This is a genomic window from Paenibacillus sp. FSL P4-0184 (assembly GCF_038004625.1).
Taxonomy (GTDB): Bacteria; Bacillota; Bacilli; order Paenibacillales; family Paenibacillaceae; genus Paenibacillus_AQ.
The window spans coordinates 605,311-632,140 of sequence record NZ_JBBORN010000002.1; the positions used below are offsets into that span (position 1 = coordinate 605,311).

Genomic DNA, 26,830 nt, shown 5'->3' on the forward strand with positions numbered 1-26,830 from the left:
CCTAATGAATTCAAGGGAACGGTGTTTTGCTGTGTGAAGTTATTCTTCGGACTACCGGTTAATGATTTCCAGTCGTATTGCCGGCTGTACCACTATTACTGTTTCCGTTACTGCTACCTTCGCCAGGTGGCGTTGAAGTAGGCGTAGGTAGAATGGTTCCAGGAATCTCGATATCCTCTCCTGGTGTACTCTCAGAGCCTGTAGGAGGCGTTGTCTCTGGTTGCTGATCTGGAGTTGGTGTTGCTTCCGGAGTTGGTGTAGTGCCTCCAGCAACGCTACCAGAAGCTGTCTCATTACCTGCGACATCAACAGCACTGACATAGAATGTTGCATTGGCACTCGCTGGCGTTCCTGGCGAGAATACCTTGCTCTCGTCAGCCATAATTACAGCTTGCTTCTGGAAAGACCCGCCGTTTAAAGAACGGTATAAGCGGTACCCTACTACATCTGGAGAGCCGCTTGGGGAGAAGCTGATCACAGCTTTTCCAGTGCTGTATGAGACACTTACATTTCCAGGAGCAGAAGGCGAAGAACCGTCGTCCACGCGTGGATCGACTTCAGTAGGGAAATCTGTCTTAGCATCGGCTGGCATATAATACTCCAGCGATTTATGCTCCTTCATCTTAGGGAAGGCTGCCAAGAGCTCCTTAACTAATTCCTGGATCGGCTTTTCACGTTTAACGACGATTTTTTCTTTCAGGAAATCCTCTGGTGTACCTTCGAGTGGGATATAGTTGACGCCATTGTAAGTAATATACTTGGCTTTGGAAATCCCATCGTCGCTCTCTTTAGGTACAAATTTCGCATTGAAAAGATCCGTTGTGAATTTGTCAGTTAGAGCCGTTGGCAGCTTACCGCTGTACGCGGAAACTGTCTTTTTGGTAATTCCTTCAGGTTGTGTGAATTTGTCTGTAACGAACAAGTCTGGCTGCTTATCAATAACAGCATTCATGACTTTAGCCCATAAGGTCTGTGCTTGTCGTTTTTGTGTATCTCCTGTAAGGGTATTAATTTGTTCCTTATAACCAACCCACATGCCAAGTGTGACATCAGGGGTGTAGCCCATGAACCAGACATCTCCATAGTTCTGAGTGGAGCCAGTCTTACCTACAATCGGAACGTCTTTAAAGTGTTTATAATCTCTTCTTACTGTGCTTGCAGTACCTTCTGTGATTACTGTACGCAGCATATCGGTCATTAGATAAGCAGTTTGCTCAGAGAATACTTGTTCAGGGTTAACCTTGTGCTGATAAACGATCTTGCCTTCCGAATCCACAATCTTCTCAATCATATAAGCATCATTAAATGCTCCCTTATTGCCAATGGCGGAATAGGCATTGGTTAATTCCTCAACGGATGTACCGTATCGAAGACCGCCTATAACCCCAGTCTGCGCTCTGTAATCATCTTCGGTGAGTGTAGTGATCCCTAGCTTTTTAGTAAAGGCCCAAGCATCCTCTATTCCGACCTTCTCGTTAAATAGTTTAAGCGCCGGTATGTTGAGGGATTTATTAAGTGCATAGCGAGCCGTAACTAAACCCTGATAGCGATTGTTAGCATTTTTAGGGATATGGAAGCCTTTCCCGCCATCCTTCAAAATGATTGGAGCATCATCTAAGATTCCAGCAGGTTGAATCAGTCCTGCATCTAAGGCAGGTAAGTATGCTGAAATCGGCTTCATCGTTGAGCCGGGTTGCCGGACCATTTGGGTTGCGTAGTTCATTTGCTCGATATTAAAATCGCGGCCCTCAATCATACCGAGAATGGCTCCGGTCTTGTTGTTGATCAAAATGCCAGCCGTCTGTTCAACACCTTTTGTTTTGCTGTCCTTGGTGAAATTACTACTATCTTCGGAAATACTGTGCATTGCACTGTATACTTTCTTATCAATCGTGGTATAGACTCGGTAACCGCCGGTCATTAACTGTTGTCTTGCTTCCTCAAGAAGTACGGCATTATCACTAGAGCTAGTGGTATCAGCTGTACTGTTATTCTTTTCATTTAGTGACAAAAGAATCTCAGCTGCTTTACGCTCCGTCTCCATCATTAGGTATGGATATGTAGCATAGGCTTTCTTAGTGTGAGGAGCGAGAGAGCTTTTAATATCAAACTTGAGTGCTTCATCATATTGGGAGGTAGTGATCTTGTTCTCCTCTAGCATACGACGAAGTACAAGCTGTTGACGATCCATAGCTCTATTGAACGCCTTTGCGTTGAATTCTCCAACACCATTGAATGCTGAATAAGCGGAGGGGAGCTGTGGAAGACCGGCCAAATACGCCGCTTGGGCAATATTCAACTTGTCTAGATCATCCAGACCGAATATACCTTTGGATGCAGCTTTAATCCCAAATACGTTATAGCCATTCGAGCCATTACCGAACGGAACCTTGTTCAGATAAGCCGTTAAAATCTCTTGCTTGGTCAAGAAGCGTTCTAGTCTAAGTGAAAGTAGAATTTCTTTTGCTTTACGATCTTCTGTTCGATCCAGATTGAGAAATACACGTCTTGCGAGCTGTTGAGTAAGTGTACTGCCTCCGGTCTGAACGGATTCATTTAATATCTTTTGTTTGACGGCACGTAAGGTGCCTTTGAAATCCACGCCATTATGCTCATTGAAATTATTGTCCTCTATAGCCAGAACTGCATCAATAATAATCTGGGGGATGTCGTTGTATTGAATGAGCCTTCGATCTTCTTCTGTACGAAGCTGGCCGATCGGTGCGCCATCACGGAAGTATGCGAATCCGGTGATCGCATTTTGTCCGACTTGCTGTTGAATCATTTCCTCAGAGCGAACAGGTTCATCTTTCACCATGGAAGTGACATATCCTGCTGCTGCACCACCGACGAACAGAATGCCTATTATGCCAAGAATAAACATCCACTTAACTACAGAACCGAACCTGCTAAGCCCAGATCTGCGGGGTGAAGGCTTCTTTACGTTTTTTTTCTTGTTCTCTTGAACCATCGACGATAATTCCTCCTTTTAACGGAATTATTATAGCACAAATTGGCGATTTTGAATGCAGTCGGAGTGTTCATTACCTATTAGAATAACAAAAAGCCTCCGGATAAATCCGGAGGCTTTGGTCATACTCGCTATAAGCGAGATATTAACGGTTGTAGAACTCGACGATTTGTTTCTCATCGATATCCTGGGAAAGCTCGGAACGTTCTGGCAAACGAATGTATTTACCTTCGAAAGATCCTTCAGCAGATTCCAGGTAAGCTGGAAGGTGGGAACGGTTAGCAAGAGCTTCTTTGATGGAAGCCATGCTTTGGCTTCTTTCGCGAAGACCGATAACGTCGCCCAAGCTTACACGGTAAGAAGCGATGTCGACTTTTTTGCCGTTAACAGTTACGTGTCCGTGGGATACCAACTGACGTGCACCAGCACGGGAGTTAGCAAATCCAAGACGGTAAACTAGGTTGTCCAAGCGGCTTTCAAGCAAGAACATGAAGTTTTCGCCCGCAAGACCTGGAAGCTTTTGTGCTTTAGTGAAGAGAGTTTTGAATTGTTTCTCTCCCAAACCATACATGTGACGCAGTTTTTGTTTTTCCAAAAGCTGCATTCCGTAGTTACTTACTTTTCTGCGTTGGTTAGCTCCGTGTTGTCCTGGTGGAAAAGGGCGTTTCAAGTCTTTTCCTGTACCGCTAAGGGAAATGCCCAGACGGCGGCTGAGTTTGAATTTAGGTCCGGTGTAACGTGCCATGTTATAGTAGACTCCTTTATAATTGAAATTTCAGGGTAGGGCCTATTTGCGCCGCATTTCGTATCCGTGATTAGCATTAATGGCTTCCACACTGCCAGGGAAGTTCAGCCGCTGCCCTGGCAGTAACGAAATGCGTGAGGGTGACACAACGTTACGCCCAAGTAAGACTTGTTACAGTCTTGTTCAACAATAAATATTATATGAATACAGTATATAAAGTCAAGCGCTTATTAAAAGAGTTTTTGTCAATCTTTGTCGATAGTTCTTTGGTCCTAAAAAAAAGTCCCGGAAATGATGAAAATATAATGCAATGCACAAAGAAAGGGAGTAAAATATAGTTAATTAGTTGTTACTAGGGAAGATAGTTTTCTTAATCAAGATGCAAAGGGGATCTTCGTTATGTCAGAGCAGAAAGCATACGTCCATAAAGACAGCCGTATGCTGTTACAGGACAACTTACACGCTAGTAGAGATTCCGAAGATCCCACCGCTTGGCTTAGGGAAACGGAAATAGTAACGCATGACTTCCCTTATCTAGCAAATTTGATTGCAGACAGTTTCAATGAATGGTTTGGTGGGCTCAATGTCCTTCCATTCTCTAGATCATGGGAATGGTGTGTGCTGAATTTTGAAGGTAAATATTTAAACAATAGTTTGGATCAACAAGAACTATGGAGGCAACAGTGGGAACAGGCGGCGGCTTCTAGCTTGATTTCAGAAACAATCTCTGCCGTTCCGTTAACCGTAGAAGGTAAGGATCTGAGTTTTTTTACCATACCGCTATTCACTCGCGTCGACAATAAAATTTTTGCATTTTTGGGCTGTTCTATGCCTACGCAACAATATGAGATGGGTGGACGAGATACTGCAGAAGCTATGTCGCTGCATTACCGCACCTGTTTTTATCATAAGTTTGAACATATATTTGTAGCTGATCTTGCAAGTACCCATATTCATGCAGAACGTGAAAGCAATCGTCGTTCATTGTTATTTCAGATTGTTCAGCGGATGCATGACAATATTGATGTAGATGCTGTACTTTCGGAAGTCATTGATAGCATCTCTGCGATGTATCCTGGAGCCAGACTCGACCTGTATATGTCACAAGATCATCGCAGCACTAATCCGCAGGTCAAACCGTTACCTTTCCACATGTCCAGTGATGATGTCTGTGCCAGGGCGTTCAAGGATGGACGTGTTGCGCTGCACACTAGTGATGAAAATCACCGAAATGTAGAAATAGGACTTCCGTTAGGTGGTAAGCAGGGGGTTTATGGGGTATTCCATATGGTGATGGATAATCCAATCTTCCCTGACGTTGATTTACGGTTTCTCACAATGGTAGCCGATACGGCAGGGACTGCTTTTGAGAACGCCAAGCTTTATGAGCGCTCCAATCAGCTAATCCGTGAGCTTCGCATGAGTAATGAGCTTACCCAGCGTTTGAATCAAAGCTTGCGTTTAGGCGATATTTTTCAATTTGCGTTTGAAGAGCTTCTTGAAATGTTTGGTGCAGATTACTGCTGTATCTTACATTTGAATGAGGAAAAGGGTGGCCTAGAAGTTATTGCCTGCAACCATCCCTCATTGCAAAATGAAGTATTAGAAGTAGGGGCAGGTTTAGGTGGAAAGGTGTATTCCACAGGTGAATCACTGATCATGTCTGACTACATAGATAATCCTAAGACAACTTCCCGACTAATGAATGCTACCGGTTCGCAGTCGTTGATTGCCACACCTCTTAGTGTGGGTGGAGAAGTGCGAGGTGCGATTATGCTGGCACATCGAGATTCTCATTATTTTTCCTATGACAACTACAGGCTATTGCAGGCGATGGCGGGACATATTGGTCTAGCAGTAGGTAACGCCAGGCTACATGCTGAAGTCAGACGTCTTGCGAATAGAGATAGCCTAACGGGTCTCTATGCTCGTCATTATTTGGACGAAGAGATAAAAGAGAGACAGTCTACGGACTTCTGCGGTTGTTTAATTGTTGTGGATATTGATCAGTTCAAAATCGTGAATGATACCTATGGTCATCAAAAAGGCGATAAGATTCTAAAAGAGGTTAGTGAAATTGTGAAATCTTCCATCCGTCAAGGCGACATTGCTGCGAGGTGGGGTGGGGAGGAGCTCTCCGTTTATTTACCGTTAATGGGAATGCAGCAGGCGGGTTATGTAGCTGAGCGTATACGCAAACGCGTTATGGAAGAAACTGAACCTAGTGTAACGGTATCCTGCGGAATAGCGGAATGGAGCTGGATGGACGATCGAGTAAGTGTTGAGTCATTATTTTATCGAGCGGATATGGCGCTGTATAAAGCTAAGAATAACGGCCGGAACCAAGTTGTTTTTGATACGAAAGAAAATGATAGCAATAATAAGAACCCGTGAGGTAAGCCTCATGGGTTCTTTTTTTATATGCACAGTTATTCTGGCTCTAATTGCGGTATAAGGCTTGCAGGAAGGGAGAACCCTATACGTGGGTTGTACTTAAGTAAAATACTCCGAGAAAGGCCTGAGGTCCGTGAGAAAGCTATTATTACTTAAGGGAGGAGTCCCTCTAGTTCTGACACTGTATTGCCTGTTATGTAGCGGATGTAGCGTCATAAGAGACAAACCTGCGAAGGAAGATTTAAGTTTGGCGTTGGCAGGGATGGCTGGAAGTGATGAGGTTGTTTTTGAAGGGGCGAATATGCTAAAACGAGGGGGAACAACAGTTCCTGAATCCTTATTGTTCTACGGAGGCACAGTGGAGGATCATAAAAAGGTCAAGCTGTACACGCTTCTTCCAGATAAATCTATGACCAAAAAAACAGCAGCTGATGGCGTTAAAGACTTAAAGAGTAGCGCAGATGCTCTGAAACCTTATTACAGTCAGTTAGAGAAAAAAGAGGGCAGATGGGAACTTCAGACTACTGAAAATTCCTCGGAAGAGGGAAATCCATTACCTGCGCTAAATCCGCTAAAGCAACTCGAGGAGCTTGAGTCCATGGAGACGAGTGTAACCGAAGAGGCTGGAGCTGGCAGAGGGACAAGTGTGCTGCGAATCGAATTGACCCCTTCAGAGGCTAGAAAGCAGCTGTCAGCTGAATTGGAGAAAGAAATGCAGAACCTTCGTCCTAAAGTCCCCGAATCCGCTGAGAACAACGCAGAGGCTGATCAGGCAGTGATGAAAGCTTTGGAGAAGCTGTGGCAGAAGAAAAATAATGAGCTACAGCAAAAGCTGAAACAGGCTAATGTAGAAACGGTCTACCACCTAACGGTTGATAAGAAGCATAATCTTCCCAGAAGGCTTACCTTGAATCGAAAAGTAAGCTATTCCGGTGAAATGATGAATAAATCTGAAAATGAAACTTATGTATCTAAGGTGGATTTCACAGGTTACCGTTAATCTTTTCATGGTTATGCAGGTCTTGCGCTCCATAAAGGGCGTGCTACAATAGAACAGCATGCTTATTTTTCAGACAGAGGAAGGAAGAGTACACAATGAAAGATCCCAGAATTCAAAAGCTGGCGGCAAATCTTGTAGGTTATTCCGTAGATGTTCAGCCAGGCGAGAACGTGCTTGTAGAAATGATTGGCAATGAAAGAGATTTAATCAAAGCTGTTGTTGAGGAAATCGGTAAAGCTGGCGGTCATGCTTTTGTTCAGTTGACAGATCGTACAGTCCTACGCAGCATGCTTAAATATGCAACACGTGAGAGTCTTCAGACATGGGCTGAAATTGACTTGAACCGGATGAAGCAAATGGATTGCTATATCGGCATCCGTGCAGGTGAGAATGTAAATGACCTGTCCGATGTTCCAGAAGAAAATATGAAATTGTATAATTCTTTGTATTCCCATCCAGTGCATAGTGAACAACGCGTGAAGCATACGAAGTGGGTAGTATTACGTTATCCCAATGCGAGTATGGCTCAGCTTGCAAATATTAGTACAGAAGCATTTGAGGACTTTTATTTCGAAGTGTGTAATTTGGATTACGCCAAAATGGACAAGGCTCAGGATGCATTGGCTGATCTCATGCGCAGAACAGATAAGGTACATATTTCAGGTCCTGGAACAGATCTTAAATTCTCCATCAAAGGAATCGGTGCAGAGAAATGCTCTGGACAAAAGAATATTCCGGATGGCGAGGTTTACAGCGCTCCTGTTCGTGATTCTGTAAATGGAACGATCAGCTATAATGCACCATCCGTTTATAACGGAGTGACTTTTGAAAATATCAAATTCAAATTCGAGAACGGTAAAATTGTTGAAGCAACAAGCAATGACTCTGCTCGCTTGAATGAAATCCTGAATTCAGATGACGGCGCACGTCACATTGGAGAATTTGCCATAGGCTTTAACCCTTACATTTTGCACCCAATGAATGACATTCTGTTCGATGAGAAAATTGCAGGCAGCCTGCACTTTACACCAGGACAAGCATATGATGTTACAGATAACGGAAACCGGTCCTCCATTCACTGGGATCTTGTATTAATCCAACGTCCAGACTATGGCGGCGGGGAGATTTATTTTGACGATGTATTAATCCGTAAGGATGGAATCTTCGTGTTACCAGAACTGGAAGGTCTGAATCCTGAAAACTTGAAATAAGCTGTAAAAGTAAGAAAACACCTTGCACAAGTAAGCGGATTCAAGGTATCATAAGAAATGGTTACAAATGACTTATGTTTCATAATCAAGTTGCGGAGGGATTTCTATGTCCAGTAACAATGCGGCAATCGTTGATATTGCTCAAACGGCAGGTCAGTTCAACTCTTCAATCGTTCTTCAAGCGGACAACAAGTACATTGATGTTAAGAGTATCCTTGGTTTGTTCACGACTTTGGTATCAAGCCAAAGCTACGAGCTTCATGTTCACGGAACAGATGCAGAAGAAGCTAAGAAGGCAATGAGTGAAGTTTTTGCTAAACACGGTTTGAACTTTACAGTTGTAGCTGAGTAATAGTTGTATGTAAAGACGTCCTACCGATTTACGGTGGGGCGTTTTTTCTAGAAATAGATGAGGAATCAATGCCAGCCCTTATAAACAACATAGCTGCTTCTTTCAAATAAATGGTTAGTATAAACAGAATTGTTGTATTGATATCCGATTTCGACTAATATTAAGTAAAATAGTAAAAGCAGCTTAACTTTTGGACATGGGGGGGAAGAGGCATGACTTCGTCGGAATTACAGGAACAGTTTAATCTTAAAGCGATCAATCTTCTACAAGAAGATGCCGATAAAATTCAGCAACTTATTGAAGTGCAGATGGAAAATCTGGCAACACGCTACTGCCCTCTCTATGAGGAAGTGCTTGATACCCAAATGTACGGTTTCTCAAGAGAGGTCGATTTTGCGGTTAGAGCAGGTTTGGTGCCAGAGATTACCGGTAAAATGGTGCTGAGTAAGCTGGAGCGGAATTTAGCAGTACTCTATGAGGCATTGAATAACAAAGCAAAAGAAGAATAAGTTTTGATTTATAGTATTCATAGAAACGCACATGAGGACAGATCGTCACTCATGTGCGTTTTTTTTGAGAATTATAGAATGAATAGGGAAGTATTTATACTAGATAAAAGGAGACTCCGAGAATTAGATAAACCGTTAATAGCAAGAGACCCTCATACCAGTTGGTCGAACCATCCTGAGTGATTGATTTGGCAATAAAGACGGCGACACCAATGGCGACAATTTCGATCGTTGTAAACACAATGTCCATAGTATCACCCATGAAATAACTGGCGAAGATAAGTACAGGCGCTACAAATAGTGCAATTTGAAGACTGCTCCCAACAGCGATTTCTACTGCCGCACCGATTTTGTTCTTCATGGCTAGCATAATGGCTGCACTATGTTCTGCGGCATTACCGATGATTGCCACGAGGAAGGCGCCTACAAACAGTTCACTAAATCCAAAGCGCTCAGTTAGTGTCTCAAGCGTCCCTACCAGCCACTCACTCACAAAGGCTACCATCACGGTAGCAAGAAGTAGATAAAGGATGGATCTGTTTCTGGACCACTTAGGCGCATGCTCATGAGCCATTTCTTCCTTACCGGCTTCTGTAACGTCCTCTAGATGTTTCTTGTGCGTAATCATGGAGAAGACCAGCCAGGCCATGTACGAACCGATGAGCAGCCCAGCAACGATTAAACTCAGCACGTCTGTATCTTTTTCAGTTATGGAATGGGTATTGAAGAACATAGCCGGTACAAATAAAGCGATCACCGCTACGATCATAAGGGAACCGTTCATACCGGCAAGGGTTACGTTAAAGTTCTGTACTTTGAACTTCATTCCGCCAGCGAAAATACTTAAACCGAGGACAAGCAGCAGATTGCCAATAATGGAACCGGTAAGACTGGCTTTCACCATGTCGAACAGTCCTTCCTTCACTAGGAAAAAGGCAATGATTAGCTCTGCGGCATTACCGAAGGTAGCGTTTAGGAAGCCGCCTAACCGCTGTCCAGCATAATGTGCTACACTTTCTGTGGCGCGGCCCAGAAAGCCAGCCACAAACACAACGGCTACTGCAGAGAGAACGAACTGAAGCGTGTGGTCCCAATCTGCATAATGTCCTATGGCACTAAGGATAAAGGTGATTGCCAGCAAAGCTGGTGAAATCCATTTTTTCAATGTAAAGTACACTCCAATCTATGTATTCAGGATCAATTCATAATCAATATACCCAAATTATTCCTAAGTGTAAACGAGAAAGCGAGAAACTGATTTGCTTTTTAGCCTGTTTAGGAATTACAATAATTGATAATGAGTTAAGGGGGGATATGGCATGGCAGAACAACTTCAATTGGAAATGGGAAATATAAGAATTTCAAATGACGTCGTCTCGAAAATTGCCGGATTGGCTGCCTTGGAGACTCCAGGTATTGCAGCCATGTCAGGTGGCCTATCAGAGGGCTGGGCAAAGCGTCTTAGTGGTAAGAACGTCCAAAAGGGCGTTACCGTTGAAGTGGGACAGCTAGAAGCAGCAGTAGACCTGCGTATTATAGTTCTCTATGAAACTCCGATACATGAAGTGTGCCGGATGCTTCAGCAGAACGTACGCGAAGCTGTGGAGAGCATGACTGGACTTCATATTGTTGAAGTGAATGTCAAAGTTGAAGGCGTAGCCTTTAAGAACGATGAAATTGCTTAATGCAAAAGAGCTTGTACACAAAAAAGCAGTCCAAGATATTTAACTTGGACTGCTTTTTTATATATTCCATTACATCCGGATTTATGAATCTTACCGGGAACGAACTTGTCTAACCGTAGTTACAGATTTCGTGACTTCCTCTTTAGCGGGAAGATTAGTTTCTCTTGAAATGCTCAGCATAATTCCCATGGACAGCATACTCACAAGAAGTGAGGAACCGCCGTAGCTGATAAATGGCAAGGTTACACCAGTAAGCGGAATCGTCTTCGTTACGCCACCAATATTGACAAAGGCCTGAATGGCAATGAGGCCCATAATACCAATGCCCACTAGTGTGCCAAAGGGATCCTTACACCTTAATGCGATTAAAATACCTCGCCAGATAAAATACAGATATAACATCAGAAATAATGCCGTTCCTACAAAGCCGAATTCTTCACCAATGACGGGGAAAATAAAGTCCGTATACGGGTATTTAAGATAATCCAGCTTTTGAATGCTTTTGCCAAAGCCAGAGCCACTGACTCCACCTTGTCCGAGAGCGGTCAAAGACTGAATAATATTATACCCTTCACCTTCAGGATCCTGATAGGGATCTATGAAAGCTTGAATTCGACCTTTTTTATAGTCTTGATTGGCGACTACTTTTTCGGATGCAGGGGCAAGGGAATCAATCGCGGCTTTAGCCCCCATAACTATTCCTACACCTAGCACCAAGAGGGCGATAGAACCCAGAATATGCTTCATACTTGCACCGCCTGCATAAATGACAAGTCCGCTGGTAGCCACGAGAATAAGGCAAGATCCTAAATCTGGCTGCATCATAATAAGCCCAGCAACTATACCTACGATGACCATTACAGGGATATATCCAGTACGGAAATCTCTAAACCTTTCACCTTTTTTGGTAATCAGTGCGGAGAGATACAGGATAATCGATATTTTGGCCAGCTCGGTAGGTTGGATCCCTAGCTTCCCGATACTTAACCAGCTCTTGGCGCCATTAATTCTTTCGGAGAAGGCTACAAATAGCAGGAGGATCACGGTGATGATAAAGATAGGCACATACCATTTCTTGAATTTACTGTAGTGAATATTCATGGCTGTGAACATAACAACGATTCCAAGTACGATCCAGATCATTTGGCGTTTCATGAAATATAGAGGGTCATTACTGAACTTCGAGCTCGCTAAGGTCAAACTGGAGCTAGCACTGAAGACCATGACTAGACCGAAACCCACAAGTAGTAGTGTTAAGATAAGTAGTTGGAAATCGGGTGTTCCTCTTTTGGGCAGGCTGACATTTTGTTTCGTCTTTCCCTTTCTGTTACTCAAGCCTCCAACAGCTGCTTTAATTCGAGAATCCGAGTAGCAGCAGTGTCCAATACTGGTTTAGGTACCGGGGAGTCATACTCCAGGCCATGGGGGAATGTTGCTTTCCCTAAGTATACGGCTTCAATTGCAAGTACGGCATCAGCTTTCTCCAGCTTCCCCTCGACAGCGCGAGTGTTGATGCGTAGAAAGTATTCGCCACCATCCTGTGGGTCTTCAATTTTGCAGTCGTAAGTGGCACGATAGTATTCCCATTGCCAGCGAATGAAGCCAGCCTTTGTCGCACTCTCGTCCAGATAGAGAAGATCACTCTTCAATCCTACGAGGCCCGTGTTCTCAAAAATCATAGCACGCATATCCCCCTTATGAAGTATAATGATGAATTCATGATCCGTTTGCTGATGTTCTACCTCATGATAGTATGTTTCTAAACGTTGTGCAAGAGTAGGCACCTCCTAACGATACCCAGTTTTTTGCGTTTCTGCTACAATAAAAGAATTATAGCTGTATACGGCTGGAACAAAGTGTACAGGACTGCTGTCGCATGCTATTGATGCGGGTTTATGAAGAAGGGGATGGAGAACGTATGAAGAGCTTAGCGGTTGATTCTCTCATGCCGGAGATCGTGGAATGGAGACGCCATTTACACCGTCATCCGGAGTTGTCTTTTCATGAAAAGGAAACGTCAGCATTTATAGCAGACAAGTTAGCAGAATTCGGCATTGAAGTTAGGAGAAGCACGTCTGGGTATGGTGTAACGGGTATATTGCGAGGACATCGGCCGGGGAAAACGGTAGTCCTTCGCGCGGATATGGATGCACTACCTATTAAAGAGGAGAATAAGAATGACTACGTTTCGCAAAATGAAGGGGTTATGCATGCCTGTGGGCATGATGGACACACTTCAATACTGCTGGGTGTAGCCTCTTACTATAGCAGCCGCCTTGAAGAGTTAGAAGGGGAGCTGCGTTTTCTTTTTCAGCCAGCGGAGGAGGTATGCCCGGGTGGTGCACAGGGGATGATTGCCGAAGGCATGCTGGAAGGCGCGGATGCTGTGTATGGTTTGCATTTGTGGACTCCGCTTCCAATGGGGACCGTGGGCAGTGCGCCAGGACCTCTTATGGCATCTGCTGATGAATTTTTCATTGATATCATCGGCAGGGGCGGACATGGTGGTATGCCGAATCGCACGATAGACAGTATTGTGGCCGGGGCGGCGCTTGTGACTCAGCTTCAGAGCATCGTAAGCCGCTCTGTGAACCCGCTGGAGCCCGCTGTTCTTAGTGTAGGAACCATTCAAGGGGGATTCGCCCAGAATGTCATTGCTGAGCATTGTCGCATTACAGGAACCGTACGGGCGTTCGACGAGGAGACCCGTTATCTGATCCGCAGCAGAATCGAAGAAATGACAGTTTCAATAGCTGGCGCATACGGTGCAGAAGCTAAGATAGACTATGTTATGGGATATCCGCCACTCGTAAATCACGAGGGCGAATACCAGCGTTTTTCCGAGGTGGCACCAGGAGCACTAGGAGAAGCTGTTCAAGTGCTTCGGATGGAAAAGCTGATGCCAGCTGAGGATTTTGCCTACTATGTAAAAGAAATTCCTGGCTGCTTTATGTTCGTAGGGGCTGGGAATCCAGATAAAGATGCAGCTTACCCGCATCATCATAGCAAATTTGATTTTGACGAGGATGCTATGTTGCATGGGATGAAATTATTGATCGCTATGGCGAATTCCTGTTTGCAAGAGAAGACAATCGTATAATTTCGTTTCTTAGAGGAGAACCTATTCCATAACATGGAGATTACGTTTAGGAGGGTTCGTTCTTGAAGACAGTGAAAGAGGTTATGACGAAGGAGCCTGTAACAGTTACACTACTGGATAATGTGTATGAAGTCGCTGTTAAAATGAGAGATCATGACACTGGATTTATACCAGTCATTGATAATGAAGACGATAAGACATTACTCGGTGTAATTACAGATCGTGATCTAGTAATTAGAGGTTACGCGGCTAAACACCCTGGATCAACAGCTGTGGAAAAGGTAATGAGTAGAGAAATTCAGACCGTCTCAGAGAATACATCTGTAGATGAGGCTGCAGAACTGATGTCGAGCTGGCAAATTCGCAGATTGGCTGTGACTAGTGGCCAGAAGCTGATTGGTGTAGTGTCCATCGGTGACTTGGCTGTGCGCAACATTTTTGCGGACGAGGCTGGCGAAGCACTTCATGATATTTCGCAGCAGCATTTACATTAAATAGTTTGATAGGGAAGCTCATGACCGTTATGCGGGGATGAGCTTTTTCCTGTTCAAATCTAAGAAAATATAGATTTTACACTATACATTATCCTTATATTTCTCGCATAAACGCTACCGCCCTTTTGGGATGCCGAAGGCGTTTTTACTTGTATGAATGTAAGCAAATTACATAGCGTAGGCTTGAATAAAATTAATGATTGGGGAGGGAACGTTATGAATGAAACAGGGGCATGCATTGTGCGAAGGGATCGGACGATTCTACTGGAATGTGCACATCCTGGTTTTGAGAAGGCAAGGAAAGAACTAGGAACCTTTGCAGAGCTCGTAAAGAGTCTTCCGGCTTATCACACCTATAGAATCACTCCATTATCATTATGGAATGCTGCAGCGCTTAATTATACAGCTGAAACGATTATTTCAAGTCTGCATCAACTCGCGCGCTGGGGTGTTCCTGCCGGGCTGGAGGATGAGATCGCAACTCTTCTCTCTAGGTATGGGAAGCTCACCCTTCACGGTCAGGAGACTTCGAATGAGATCATTACGCTCAGGGCTGAGACAGCTGAGATTCTGAATGGACTAGTTAATGAATCAGGTCTAAAGGAGTTAGGTTTGCAGAGAATAAATCCACTAGAAAGCTCATGCCGTGCGGAGAACAGAGGGCTTTTAAAGCAAGAGCTGATGAGACTAGGCTACCCTGTACTGGATTATGCTGGTTATCATGTCGGACAAGCTCTAAGTTTGACCTGGAAGGAGTCTCACAATCACGCAAAGGATGGAGCGAAAGGTGAAGCCTTTGGACTGCGTGAATATCAGCAGGAGGCTGTCCAGATGTTTCAAGGCATAGAAGGGCAGGGAGGCAGCGGGGTAGTTGTGTTGCCTTGTGGAGCGGGTAAGACGGTAGTGGGTTTGGCCGTTCTTGAAAGTCTACAATGCGAAACACTGATCTTAACTTCAAATACAACTTCGGTAAGACAATGGGTAGATGAGCTGCTTGAGCGAACCGATTTGGCTGATGAGTCTATTGGCGAATACTCCGGTGAAAAAAGAGAAGTGCGGCCTGTTACTATAGCTACCTATCAGATATTAACGCACCGTCAATCCAAAGGCGGTCCATTTCTCCATATGAAGCTGTTCAATGAACGCAACTGGGGTTTGATTATTTATGATGAGGTTCATCTGCTTCCAGCTCCAGTATTCCGGGCTACAGCAGATATTCAGGCAACCAGAAGACTAGGTCTCACTGCAACTCTGGTTAGAGAAGACGGGAAGGAAGGGGACGTATTTTCATTGATCGGGCCTAAGCGTTACGACATGCCTTGGAAGGAGCTGGAGCAGCAGGGCTGGATTGCAGAGGTAGAATGTGTCGAGATGATCGTACCGATGAGCTCTGAGCTGAGACAGAAGTATTTGTATGCGGAAGCGAAAGAGAAATTTCGTATGGCCTCATGCAATCCTGCAAAAGCTGAGGTTATAGTCGAGCTTCTAAAAGCCCATCAGGGATCATCGGTTCTGGTTATTGGACAGTATCTCGATCAATTAATTGAACTGGCGGATAAGATCGGTGCACCTCTGATTACGGGTAAAACGAAGCAGCGAGAAAGAGATGAGTTGTATGCAGCTTTTAACGAGGGAATAATACAGGTGCTTGTTGTCTCTAAAGTAGCGAATTTTGCGGTGAATTTGCCAGATGCGTCGATTGCTATTGAGGTTTCAGGAGCTTTTGGATCCAGGCAGGAGGAGGCCCAGCGCTTGGGTCGAATCTTGCGTCCGAAGGCGGGTGAGAACAAAGCGTACTTCTATACGCTGGTATCTGAAGATAGCCGGGAGCAGGAATTCGCTATGCGCCGCCGGATGTTTTTAACAGAACAGGGGTATGAATATGTCGTTAAAATGGTGCCGAACGGAAAGGAGCGAACGATCCATTGAACCAGCTATCAGCGGAAGCCCTAGAGGTCTTAAAACCATTATGTGCTGCTTACGCTGCCCAACCCTTTGACGAGGGGAAAGAAGAGCGGTGGCGTCCTACGACGCTCTGCCGGGCAGAGCAAAAGCTTGCAATGAATGAACTGCGGCGCGCGGGGTTGTTAACTGCGAGGCATAAAATATTGGGGGAGAAGCTGTATCAGATTCCTGTGGAACAATTATTAGTGCTAGAACAAGAATTCTTCCCATACCAGCCTAAGTTTATTGAGGGTTATTCAGTGAATCTATCCATGGAGGCGGGTGCTGGACTGGCAGTAGATCTGTTTCGGGCCTTGCTGTTCATGGCTCGTGAAGGCTTGCCTTTGACCGCTAAGGGAATTATTCATAAAAAGAATTTAAATCGTTTAGCGGCTCAGCTTTCTTTTCAGGAAAAGCATTTAGCGGGGCTCTCTATGGGCACTCCTTCGAATGAAATGGATGCTCTGTCAGCGGCTCTTGTAGTAGATATCATGTTGTGTCTTGGGCTTATTACCAGACTGAAAACGGGCTATAGACTGGACAAGGATATGCTTGGAAGTTGGTTGCAACTTCCTGAGACAAGAATGACTGACATCCTGTATGGGATTGTTATTCATCGTTTTGGAAACATTGGGCCTGCCGATCAGCATTTTCGCTATTTAATATCCAGCAATGCTTTTGTATTAGAGAAATGGACAGCGTTGCCTGAGCTTCTGGACTGGATGGCAGATATGAATTTAACCGGAACAGTTTCCCGGAAAGAGCTGGAACAATCAAGCTTGAACTGGCTTCGTTGTCTAACAGGCTTTGGATGGTGTGAACTGGGGAGCACGCCTGAGGGTATCCAGTGTTTTCGCTGGACTGCTGCAAAACCGAAGCTAATGTACAGTAGTGAGTCCTTCCCTGATTCTGTGGCAGAGCATTCGAATGACCAGTTTATTGTGCAACCCGATTTTGAAGTCCTGATTCCACCGGATGTTCTCTATACTGTGCGCTGGGTTTTAGCTGAATGCGCTGAACTACTGCAAACAGATACGATGTGGAGCTTCCGACTGACTCGTGAGATGCTAGTGCATGCATCAGAGCGAGGGATGCCTCCAGAAGAAGCGATAGCTTGGATTAAAGATCATGCACTGGGTGGTCTGCCATCTGTGGTAGAGCTGTCTTTAGAGCAATGGGGAAAGAGCATTGGCCGAACATCACTCTCTGAAGTGATTCTGTTGACTTGTCAGACGGAGGAGGACGGAGCGGCTATTGCAGCCCATCCGCGACTGCAAGAGAGCCTTAAACGTATCGGACCGCTTCATTTCCTTGTATCTCCGGAGTCTGTGGAGCAGATGCGTAAGGAGCTGTTCTTAGCAGGATTGGCCCCTTCTAGGATGATTGGAGGACATGAGGAAGAGGTGGATGCTGAATGGACTTCTTTTCATCAAGAAGCCGAAACCGGGCAAGCGTTGTATTCACTTCCAGAACTAAATGCTGAACTAAGGCTACTCGACAGAGGGAATCCCTTTTTAAACCTACCAGTTATTTCTCCTGAGCAGGAGGAGGATATCTTATTAGGTGGAGAAAATGTGCCACAGATCTGGAGCAAGGAATGGCGCCATTATCATAGCTCAACCGCTCAGAAAGTAATGGAACAAGGACTGAAATGGGGAATTAAGGTGCGGTTTTCCTTAAAGGACCAAATGTTAGATTTCATCCCCTCCAGAATAAAAGGTAATCCTTGGAAAGTGGCAGGGCATCTGCTGTATAACGATGGTGAAACGGTTGAGGAAATAGAGCTGGCCCCTGAAGACTGGAAGGAAATGAAGTTAGTAATTCCCAAAAGGCGAAGAAATTCCTCTTCTGCTGAAGCGAGTGATTATGGTATGATAGAAAAGTCTACTGAATTCGGTAGAACATTAACGTAGAAAAGAGCTGAGTTCATGAGCGTAGCGGAATTAAATACGGTCGATATGGCTGAAGTGCTGACATACGCCTATGAATTAGGCGATATGATTAATCAATCCGCCGAAGTGTCGGATTATTTATACTGGAAAGGACGGGTTGATTCGAACCCAGAAATTCAGGCCATGGTCAAACAGCTTCAAGCCAAGAAGGAGTTGTTTGAAGAAACACAGCGATTCGGACATTTTCATCCGAACTATCATTCAGCGAAGGATGAGGTTTCGGCAGTAGAAGCGGAATTGGAGAAGTTTGAAGATGTTGCTCGTTTTAAGCAGGCGGAGAAGACTCTTGATGACATTCTGCATTCCATGTCGGAAGCGATTGCTTTTTCAGTATCGGATAGCATTAAAGTACCAAGCAATGATCCTTCCCCTAAAGGTGGATGCGGTAGCGGGGGGAAATGCTCCTGCGGATAAGCTTCCCTTAGGATTTAGAGAGAGAAAGGCGGTTTAGCTTATGTTTGCGGAACGGACAGGATACATCATTTGGGTAAGTGACGTTAAAGCGGCACGTAACCTTGAGAAATACGGAACATTACATTATGTTTCTCGGAAAATGCATTATGCAGTGATGTATGTAAATGCAGAACGTGCCGAGGAAGTTATGAAGAATGTCCGCAGACTCTCCTACGTTCGTAAGATCGAAAGATCCTATCGAAACGAAATTAAGACAGAGTATACCAGTAATGGGCCGGACAAGTCCCGTAATTACGGTATGTAATTCTTGGAGGTGAACAGGTGCTTAAGTAGCACCTGTTTTTTTATGCGCAGATCTCGGGTAACCGCGGTTTCTTCCGTGCTCTCTGGAACTTGTACAACTTTCAGCAATGAGGTAAGATGACAACATTAAGTACATACAAAGACCCTTATGGTGGAGTGTGATGATGATGCGCAACAAAGGGACGGATTGGCCCAGTTCTTACGAGCCCTTCCACATCATGCTGAACGACTACAGGGTCGCTGACATCGTTATAACAAATCATGCGAAGAGTCGTTATTTGGACCGGATCAGTAAAGGTGTAAGCGATGACGAAGAGGTCGCCGCATGGATGTGGCAGTGCCTGATGCAGAATCGGCTCAAGCCCTTTTCAGACAGTGATTTTAACGCGTATTTAATTGACGATGACTCTGTAGTAATCGCTGAGTTCACGGAATTGATAGGTGAAAAAGATATTTCAGGTCAGCCATTATATTCTATGATCATCGTTTCGTTTCTTGGGAGAATCTCTGCGACTCCACAGTTGAGAGATTTAAAAACTTACTTTTCGCTGCTGCGCAATTCCCGCCGCACTAAGCTAACGAAGAAGAAGCGTAAACGTAAATAGTGTATAAAGAACGAACAGGAGGCATGCGGCGGTGGCTGCATGTCCTTTTTGAAAATAAGAATATATAAGCTTCATATCGTACATAATCCCTTAAGTTTCTTTTATAGATAGCACAAGGAGTTGCAGAGCATGAACTTTCATCAATTACATATTTTTTATACTGTCTTAGAGCGAGGAAGCTTCTCGGCAGCGGCACAGACATTACATATGACTCAACCAGCGGTGACCATGCAAGTACAGGCGCTAGAGGATTATTTTGGAACCAAGCTCTTCAATCGTTCTACCAAAAAAATAATGCTCTCCGAAGCAGGTCATACGTTAATGCCATACGCGCTGCGCAGTATCCAATTGATGCGGGAGACGGATCAAGCGATGTCGGCGTTTACGCATATGTTGGAAGGGCGCTTGCAGCTTGGGGCAAGCCTTACCATTGGGGAGTATGTGCTGCCACGGCTCTTAGGTCCTTTTGGAAAGCAATATCCGAACATTTCAATCATGATGAAGGTCATGAATACCTCGCAAATTATGGAGGAAATCCTAAAACATCAGTTGAATTTTGGTTTAATTGAAGCGTCGGTAACACATCCTGATATGGTGATTGAGCCGGTGATGGGGGATGAATTGAAGTTGATTGTGCCCCATGATCATCCGCTTGCAGAGCAGCAAGAGGTCACTTTGGAGGAGGTGCTTCAGCACCCTTTTGTTCTGCGTGAGCAGGGCTCAGGAACGCGGCGTGTGATGGAAGAGCAGCTGTTCTCGAAGGGGCTTGATCCGGGATCGATGAAAATAGTGATGGAGCTTGGTAGTACGGGTGCTGTGAAGTCGGCAGTGGAGGCGGGACTTGGGGTTACTATTATCTCAACTTCTTCTGTTAAACATGAGGTTGCGCTTGGACTACTGAAAATCGTGAATATCTCGGATGCCTCATTTAAAAGACAATTCTACGCCATTCATCTAAAATCGACACTGCTGCCAATTTCTGCAGTGACGTTCTTGACTTTTTTGCGTGAGCATTCGAATGATAACTAAAGTAATATGACCAGAGGCAGGAAACTTAGAAACTAGCAGTAGAGGTGATAGAAATGGAGAATGAAACTAGACTGGATGAACTGAAGGGCGACAGACCGGAGAATATTGACGCCTCACGATGCGATCTTCACACGCATACTCAAGCCTCTGATGGCATGCAGCCACCGGAGGAAAATGTACGTCTCGCTAAAGAGAAGGGACTAATCGCAGTTGCCATTACGGATCATGATACTGTGGCTGGTGTGAAGGAAGCTCTCAAAGCAGGAGAGAAGTACGGAATCACTGTTGTACCGGGTGTAGAGATCAGCACTCGTGCTGGAGGAAAAGATATTCACGTCCTTGGATACTACGTAGATCCAGCAAATGAGTTGTTTCTTTCCCGTTTGGAAGGGCTAAGAGAAACCCGGGCACTAAGGAATGAGGCGATCATCAATAAATTACGTGGACTTGGGATTGAAATTACGCTTGAGGCAGTTGTCGCGGGAATTGGACGGGAACTGAAGCCTGATGAGAGTATTGGTCGACCACATATTGCTGATGAGCTGGTTCGTCTTGGAGCAGCTACGGATATGAGAGATGCGTTCGATAAGTATTTAGCCGAAGGTGCAGCGGCTTACGTGTCACCCCCACGAATCACGCCCGAGGATGCCTGTGATTGGATCATCGAGGCGGGTGGGTCTCCAGTATTGGCGCATCCAGGCCTATATGGTGACGACCAGTTAGTACGAGGGATTATGGAGCGGGGGGCTTTTAAAGGGATTGAGGTTTATCATTCGGATCACGAACCCGCTGATTCAGAGCGTTACCTAACCATGGCTGAAGAATTCAGCTTAATTATAACCGGTGGCTCGGATTTTCATGGTGCCCGCCAAGGTGTTGTATTCCATGGAGATATCGGTAGTGTTACGGTTTCTGTTGAAGCTCTGGAACAGTTGAAGAAGGTTGCTGGCATGTTTCGTCAAAACTAAGTTCAATCAGTTGCACATAATATACTGAAAAACGAAAACCGGCTGTCATCCACAAATGGACGACAGCCGGTTCTTTTTGTTATTTAGCTTCTCAGCGTATTTGGAAGACTCTTAATACGATTTTCATCTGGAGTGACAAACAATGTTTTCTGATGATCATAGATCACAAATCCGGGTTTCGAGCCACTCGGTTTGCGGACATGGCGGATTAGTGTGCAGTCTACAGGCACACTGCTTGACTGCTTCGCCTGACTGAAATAAGCGGCAAGCTGGGCGGCTTCTTCCAGTGTGGTATCTCCAAATTCCTCACTACGGATGACAACGTGAGAACCAGGAATATCCTTAGTATGCAGCCAAGTGTCATTAGGTGAAGCCAGTCGATTAGTGACGTATTCGTTCTGTAAATTATTTTTTCCAACATAAATGTCGATGCCTTCAGACGAGGTGAAGACCTGCAATGTAGGTCTGGTTACTTTTTTCTTTTTCTTGCCTTTTTTGCTTCGGTCGCGAAGATATCCTTGACTTACAAGCTCGTCGCGGATCTCTTCAATGTCATTCAATGAGGCATGGGCAAGCTGTTGAAGTAAACTTTCCATGTAGGATATTTCCTCATGGGTCTTAATCAGCTGCTCATTAATGACAAGGAGGCTGTTTTTATATTTGTTGTACTTTTTAAAATAACGTTGTGCATTATCCGATGGGCTTAATAAAGGGTCAAGTGGGATGACCATTTCTGCCTGATTTTCATCATAATAATTGACCAAAGAGGCTTCTTTATCTCCTTTGGACACGGCATGTAAGGAGGCGAATAGCAATTCACCCCAAATACGATAGCGATCTGCGTCTTGCGCTTCGTCTAGATCCTTCTGTAGATTGGCAAGCTTCTTAACGTTTTTGCTACGTTCGTTGCTCAGGAAACGGATCAAATCACTTACCCGTTGCTTCACCGTATCACGTTCAGCTTTATCCCCGTAATAATCCTCCATGCACTCACTAATCGTGTTATATTGCTTCGCATTCCCACCCAGTAGAGATAACGGAATCGCGGAAAAAATCATTTTTCCTTTCGCATTCGCACCTGAAACAGGAGAGAATTCGCAATTATGGACAGGTCCCATTACAGACTGGAAGGCGTCCCATAACTTTGTTGGGAATTCTGGTGCAGATCCCTGTGTATCACCTATCGCAAGGTCATTTCTGAGACGAAGAGCAATCTCTCCGGCAACAAGTGGACTCATTCCGCTGAAGGCATGCACCATCCAGCCTACCGTGTCAGCTGATGGGGAAGGACCGCCTGAGCCGTCAGGTTTCTGCTCAACCTCTTCTTTTGTAATCAGGTTGGCGAGCTCACCTTCAATGATTTCTTCCGGTTCGGCCTCCTTCTCATCTTCTTCCAGTAGAGCGGATTCTTCAGCAGCTGAGATCAAATTGAGAAATCGTTCTTTATCGATCTCCAGAGGGTTTAGCTTGTGTTGCTGAGGAGGCTCTGTGTAAGCGACACCAGGCATTACGATCCGGTAGCTGCTGATTGATGGAGTAACATGATGAATACCGTCTATGATCGTTCCTGTGCTGAGCTCAGTAAGGATGATATTACTATGCCGTCCCATGAGCTCTATGATGATCTTTTTGGCAGAGACGTCTCCAAGCTCATCTCTAGTCTTAACATTTATGTGAATAATTCGTTCCATGCCTACCTGAGTGATACTCTCAATAGCCCCACCTTCACAATGCTTACGCATGAGCATGCAGAACATAGGTGCTTCTGATGGGTTAATGCTGCTTCTTTCTGTAAGATGCAGACGCGGATATGTCGGATTAGCAGAGAGCAATAGCTTGCCGCCGCCACCGGTTCCCCGCAGGTTGAAGATAAGATCGTGATTGCTCGGTTGATATATTTTGCCTATGCGCGCACCGATGAATGATTGCAGTTCGTGCACGATAGCTCGGGTAACAATGCCGTCTAATGCCATGATAAAGCTCTCCTGTCGACGTGAAATGAATTTCTGAAAATATAAGAAAGTATAAGTTTCACATCATACTTTATATCTTATATTTCTTGTTTAAACGCTTACCGCCCTTATAAGAACATCGAAGACGTTTAAGCTTACCTCTCTATGATGCCATACTTTGGGACATTCGCGCAAAAGGGGAATTGGTTAGGCGGTGATATTATTGGACGACCTTGAATACAATTGGTCATGAACAGGTGGAAAAGCTGTGCGCCGCCGGAAGTCAAGAAACGACCGGGAGGGAAAGAAAAGTCATGGAACAAAACAGTTGGCACCGGCTCGGTGCAGAAGAGCTGCAGAAAATGTTCAATGTCCATCCGAGGACGGGCCTCAGTGGAGAGGATGCCGCGGAGCGACGGAAGCAAAATGGGTATAACGAGCTGTCCGAAGGAAAGACCGTATCCCCGTTTACCCTGCTGTTGAACCAGTTTAAGGATTTCATGGTGCTTGTGCTTATGGGTGCGACGCTCGTATCCGGTTTGCTTGGCGAATATTTGGATGCCATCACGATCATCGCGATTATCCTTTTAAACGGAGCCCTTGGATTTGTTCAAGAGTTCCGCGCCGAACGTTCGCTAAGAGCTTTAAAACAGCTCTCCGCACCTTCTGCCAAAGTACTGCGTGGGGGGAACAGCGAGGTTATTCCAGCAAAGATGTTAGTACCAGGTGATATTGTCTTGCTGGAGAGTGGTGATCGAATACCCGCGGATATACGATGGCTGGATTGCAGTTCTCTATATGTGGAGGAATCCGCGCTAACTGGGGAATCGCTGCCTGTCTCGAAGCATTCGGATGTGATCCGCGCGGAGGAGATTCCGCTCGGAGATCAGAAGAATCTTGGGTTCATGGGCACAATGGTAACCAGGGGTACTGGTAAAGCTATCGTAATTCGTACGGGTATGGACACAGAGATGGGTAAGATTGCAGACCTGATCCAGAATACAGAATCTCAGGAAACCCCCCTTCAGCATCGTCTCGAGCAGTTAGGGAAAATTTTAATCTATGTATCACTAGGTTTAACTATTGTAGTTGTAGCAGCCGGTATTTTACATGGACAGCCTGCCACAGCAATGTTCTTGGCCGGAGTAAGCTTGGCGGTCGCTGCGATTCCGGAAGGGCTTCCGGCCATTGTAACCATCGCACTTGCGCTGGGCGTGCAAAGGATGATCAAACGAAAGGCCATCGTTCGTAAATTACCTTCAGTGGAAACCTTGGGCTGCGCATCCGTCATCTGTTCGGACAAGACGGGTACATTGACTCAGAATAAAATGACCGTGACCCGGTTATGGACGGGCGGACGTGGCCTTGAAGTAACAGGTGAAGGTTATGCTCCGAACGGACAGGTTCTAGAAAAAGGTAAACCGGTAGATCTCAAAAATGATCAAAGTTTAAGACGGATGCTACAGGTGGGTGCTTTGTGCAGTAATGCGGAGATTATTGAGACCTTTCCGACCGAAGTGCGAGGTAAGCGTAAAGGGAAGGATAAGGACATTGTAGTTGATAAATCTTCTGACAGCTCATCGATCTGGGAACTCAAAGGAGATCCAACGGAAGGAGCTCTAGTAGCGCTTTCAGGGAAGATGGGTTTGACCGCCCAGACGCTAGCCGTAACCTACTCCCGTGAGAAGGAATTTCCTTTTGATTCTGAGCGGAAGTTAATGTCAGTTATTATTGGTCATCCCGGAGGACGGATGGTATGTACAAAAGGCGCGCCTGATGTGCTGCTTAATCGCTGTTCGTATATGCTCTGGGAGGGCGGTGTCGTGCCTTTAACGCCAACATTGCGGCAGAAAGTACTTGATGCTAATGAGCAAATGGCTTCAGGTGCACTTCGTGTCCTAGGTATGGCTTATCGTGATATGCGTCCAAGTGAACATGTGGATAGTGAAAAGGATGCGGAGTGCCAACTTGTCTTTATCGGATTGGCTGGAATGATTGATCCGCCACGGCGTGAAGTTCGCGATGCCATTAGCGTCACACGTCGAGCAGGAATTAAGACTGTGATGATTACTGGGGACCATGGAACGACTGCAGAGGCCATTGCTCACCAATTAGGAATTCTGCAACGTGGGGGCACAGTATTAACAGGGGCTCAACTGACTCGGATGGATGATGATGAGCTGGATAAAGTATCGGATAATGTGTACGTATTCGCCCGTGTATCTCCAGAGCATAAGCTTCGTATCGTGAAGTCTTTGCAGCGCCGTGGTCATGTTGTGGCTATGACCGGAGACGGAGTCAATGATGCTCCAGCCATTAAAGCGGCAGATATAGGAATATCTATGGGGATCACCGGAACAGATGTGACCAAGGAAGCATCTTCATTAGTGCTAGGGGATGACAACTTCTCAACCATTGTTGCCGCCATTGAAGAGGGTAGAAACATCTATGAGAACATTCGTAAATTCATTCGATACCTGCTTGCATCAAATGTAGGGGAAATCTTGACCATGTTTTTTGCCATGATGCTTGGTCTGCCTCTGCCATTAGTGCCTATTCAAATTTTATGGGTCAACTTGGTGACAGACGGACTGCCAGCGATGGCGCTTGGTGTTGACCAGCCTGAGAAGGACTTGATGGAGCATAAGCCGCGTGGTGCAAAGGAAAATATTTTTGCCCGTCGTTTAGGGTGGAAGATCATAAGCCGTGGATTTTTAATCGGTTTATGTACGTTAGGAGCATTTTGGCTAACCTTACGTGTGGCACCAGAGAATCCAGCGCAGCTGATTCGAGCACAATCTGTAGCTTTTGCGACACTCGTTATGGCTCAGTTGATTCATGTCTTCGATTGCCGCAGTTCTCGTTCGGTGTTCCATCGAAATCCGTTCCAGAATAAGTACCTAGTTCTTGCTGTATTGTCATCCGTGATTTTGATGCTGGCTGTTATGTATATTCCATTTCTCCAGCCCGTCTTCAAAACAGTGCCGCTTAATTTCCGTGAATGGTGTCTAGTATTCGTAACAGCGGGAATTCCGACCTTCTTGATGGGGGCTGGCAGTGTTTGGGGCGGTAAACGAAATCGAGGTCGTAGCGGCAGTAATTCGATGATAAAAAGTACAAAAATTTCGGCATAAAGTTAATAGTAACGCTCCATTCCTAAAGGTATACTTGTTGCAGTTAATAGCTCGTATCTAACTTAACA

Annotated in this window: 22 protein-coding genes; 16 read left to right on the forward strand and 6 right to left on the reverse strand. The window is 45.2% G+C overall.

The genetic code is table 11. From position 1 onward, the window contains the following. Positions 1–58: 58 nt before the first annotated feature. Positions 59–2,971 carry a transglycosylase domain-containing protein gene (locus MKY52_RS24455; protein ID WP_341054091.1) on the reverse strand — a complete coding sequence of 971 codons (2,913 nt, stop codon included), beginning with the start codon at positions 2,969–2,971 and terminating at the stop codon, positions 59–61. Between the two features lie 145 nt (positions 2,972–3,116). Continuing rightward, positions 3,117–3,716, reverse strand: coding sequence for a 30S ribosomal protein S4 (rpsD, locus tag MKY52_RS24460; protein ID WP_042187338.1), 600 nt, complete (start codon positions 3,714–3,716; stop codon positions 3,117–3,119). A gap of 399 nt (positions 3,717–4,115) precedes the next feature. On the opposite strand from rpsD, the gene MKY52_RS24465 reads away from it, so the two are divergent. The 5 genes from MKY52_RS24465 (at position 4,116) to MKY52_RS24485 (ending at position 9,182) form a co-directional block, all read left to right on the forward strand. Next, positions 4,116–6,110 (forward strand): sensor domain-containing diguanylate cyclase, encoded by a 1,995-nt coding sequence (locus MKY52_RS24465; RefSeq protein WP_341054094.1) that lies wholly within the window; start codon positions 4,116–4,118, stop codon positions 6,108–6,110. Between the two features lie 247 nt (positions 6,111–6,357). Continuing rightward, on the forward strand, positions 6,358–7,110 hold the full coding sequence (locus MKY52_RS24470) for a hypothetical protein (protein WP_341054096.1): 753 nt from the start codon (positions 6,358–6,360) through the stop codon (positions 7,108–7,110). Between the two features lie 95 nt (positions 7,111–7,205). Further along, on the forward strand, positions 7,206–8,321 hold the full coding sequence (locus MKY52_RS24475) for an aminopeptidase (RefSeq protein WP_076282932.1): 1,116 nt from the start codon (positions 7,206–7,208) through the stop codon (positions 8,319–8,321). A 106-nt stretch (positions 8,322–8,427) separates the two neighbouring features. Further along, complete coding sequence (locus tag MKY52_RS24480; RefSeq protein WP_042126831.1) at positions 8,428–8,673, forward strand: HPr family phosphocarrier protein; 246 nt, start codon at positions 8,428–8,430, stop codon at positions 8,671–8,673. 212 nt (positions 8,674–8,885) lie between these two features. Beyond that, positions 8,886–9,182: a YlaN family protein gene (locus MKY52_RS24485; protein ID WP_042126833.1), complete on the forward strand. Its 297-nt coding sequence runs from the start codon at positions 8,886–8,888 to the stop codon at positions 9,180–9,182. Between the two features lie 94 nt (positions 9,183–9,276). Here MKY52_RS24485 and cax read toward each other — a convergent pair whose 3' ends face one another. Beyond that, positions 9,277–10,347 carry a calcium/proton exchanger gene (cax, locus tag MKY52_RS24490; protein ID WP_341054098.1) on the reverse strand — a complete coding sequence of 357 codons (1,071 nt, stop codon included), beginning with the start codon at positions 10,345–10,347 and terminating at the stop codon, positions 9,277–9,279. A 154-nt stretch (positions 10,348–10,501) separates the two neighbouring features. Between cax and MKY52_RS24495 the strand changes: the two genes are divergently transcribed. Further along, the gene (locus MKY52_RS24495) at positions 10,502–10,867 is read left to right on the forward strand and encodes an Asp23/Gls24 family envelope stress response protein (RefSeq protein ID WP_042126837.1); all 366 of its coding nucleotides are present in this window, start codon (positions 10,502–10,504) and stop codon (positions 10,865–10,867) included. A gap of 90 nt (positions 10,868–10,957) precedes the next feature. Here MKY52_RS24495 and ftsW read toward each other — a convergent pair whose 3' ends face one another. Continuing rightward, entirely contained in the window at positions 10,958–12,202 is a 1,245-nt protein-coding gene (gene ftsW / locus MKY52_RS24500) for a putative lipid II flippase FtsW (RefSeq protein WP_341054101.1), read from the reverse strand. Next, on the reverse strand, positions 12,199–12,546 hold the full coding sequence (locus tag MKY52_RS24505; protein ID WP_042187352.1) for a YugN family protein: 348 nt from the start codon (positions 12,544–12,546) through the stop codon (positions 12,199–12,201). Before MKY52_RS24505 ends, ftsW begins: the two co-directional genes overlap by 4 nt. 197 nt (positions 12,547–12,743) lie before the next feature. Here MKY52_RS24505 and MKY52_RS24510 point away from each other — a divergent pair, with 197 nt between their 5' ends. The 9 genes from MKY52_RS24510 (at position 12,744) to MKY52_RS24550 (ending at position 21,676) form a co-directional block, all read left to right on the forward strand. After that, positions 12,744–13,967 carry a M20 family metallopeptidase gene (locus MKY52_RS24510; protein WP_445671032.1) on the forward strand — a complete coding sequence of 408 codons (1,224 nt, stop codon included), beginning with the start codon at positions 12,744–12,746 and terminating at the stop codon, positions 13,965–13,967. 62 nt (positions 13,968–14,029) lie between these two features. Then, a complete protein-coding gene (locus tag MKY52_RS24515; protein ID WP_341054103.1) occupies positions 14,030–14,461 on the forward strand; it encodes a CBS domain-containing protein in 432 nt (143 codons plus the stop codon). Between the two features lie 216 nt (positions 14,462–14,677). Further along, on the forward strand, positions 14,678–16,390 hold the full coding sequence (locus tag MKY52_RS24520; protein ID WP_341054105.1) for a DNA repair helicase XPB: 1,713 nt from the start codon (positions 14,678–14,680) through the stop codon (positions 16,388–16,390). After that, positions 16,387–18,318, forward strand: a complete 1,932-nt coding sequence (locus tag MKY52_RS24525) for a helicase-associated domain-containing protein (protein ID WP_341054108.1) — start codon at positions 16,387–16,389, stop codon at positions 18,316–18,318. Before MKY52_RS24520 ends, MKY52_RS24525 begins: the two co-directional genes overlap by 4 nt. Positions 18,319–18,333: 15 nt before the next feature. Further along, a complete protein-coding gene (locus MKY52_RS24530) occupies positions 18,334–18,771 on the forward strand; it encodes a YlbF family regulator (protein WP_341054111.1) in 438 nt (145 codons plus the stop codon). A gap of 40 nt (positions 18,772–18,811) precedes the next feature. Then, the gene (locus MKY52_RS24535; RefSeq protein ID WP_042126853.1) at positions 18,812–19,075 is read left to right on the forward strand and encodes a YlbG family protein; all 264 of its coding nucleotides are present in this window, start codon (positions 18,812–18,814) and stop codon (positions 19,073–19,075) included. 166 nt (positions 19,076–19,241) lie between these two features. Then, entirely contained in the window at positions 19,242–19,679 is a 438-nt protein-coding gene (locus tag MKY52_RS24540; protein ID WP_042193736.1) for a hypothetical protein, read from the forward strand. Positions 19,680–19,808: 129 nt separating this feature from the next. Then, positions 19,809–20,708: a selenium metabolism-associated LysR family transcriptional regulator gene (locus MKY52_RS24545; protein ID WP_341054114.1), complete on the forward strand. Its 900-nt coding sequence runs from the start codon at positions 19,809–19,811 to the stop codon at positions 20,706–20,708. Positions 20,709–20,761: 53 nt separating this feature from the next. Then, positions 20,762–21,676: a PHP domain-containing protein gene (locus MKY52_RS24550; RefSeq protein ID WP_341054117.1), complete on the forward strand. Its 915-nt coding sequence runs from the start codon at positions 20,762–20,764 to the stop codon at positions 21,674–21,676. Between the two features lie 83 nt (positions 21,677–21,759). On the opposite strand, the gene MKY52_RS24555 is transcribed toward MKY52_RS24550, so the two are convergent. Beyond that, positions 21,760–23,649 (reverse strand): Rqc2 family fibronectin-binding protein, encoded by a 1,890-nt coding sequence (locus MKY52_RS24555; RefSeq protein WP_341054119.1) that lies wholly within the window; start codon positions 23,647–23,649, stop codon positions 21,760–21,762. A gap of 293 nt (positions 23,650–23,942) precedes the next feature. Between MKY52_RS24555 and MKY52_RS24560 the strand changes: the two genes are divergently transcribed. Next, complete coding sequence (locus MKY52_RS24560; RefSeq protein ID WP_341054121.1) at positions 23,943–26,762, forward strand: calcium-translocating P-type ATPase, SERCA-type; 2,820 nt, start codon at positions 23,943–23,945, stop codon at positions 26,760–26,762. Positions 26,763–26,830: the final 68 nt, after the last annotated feature.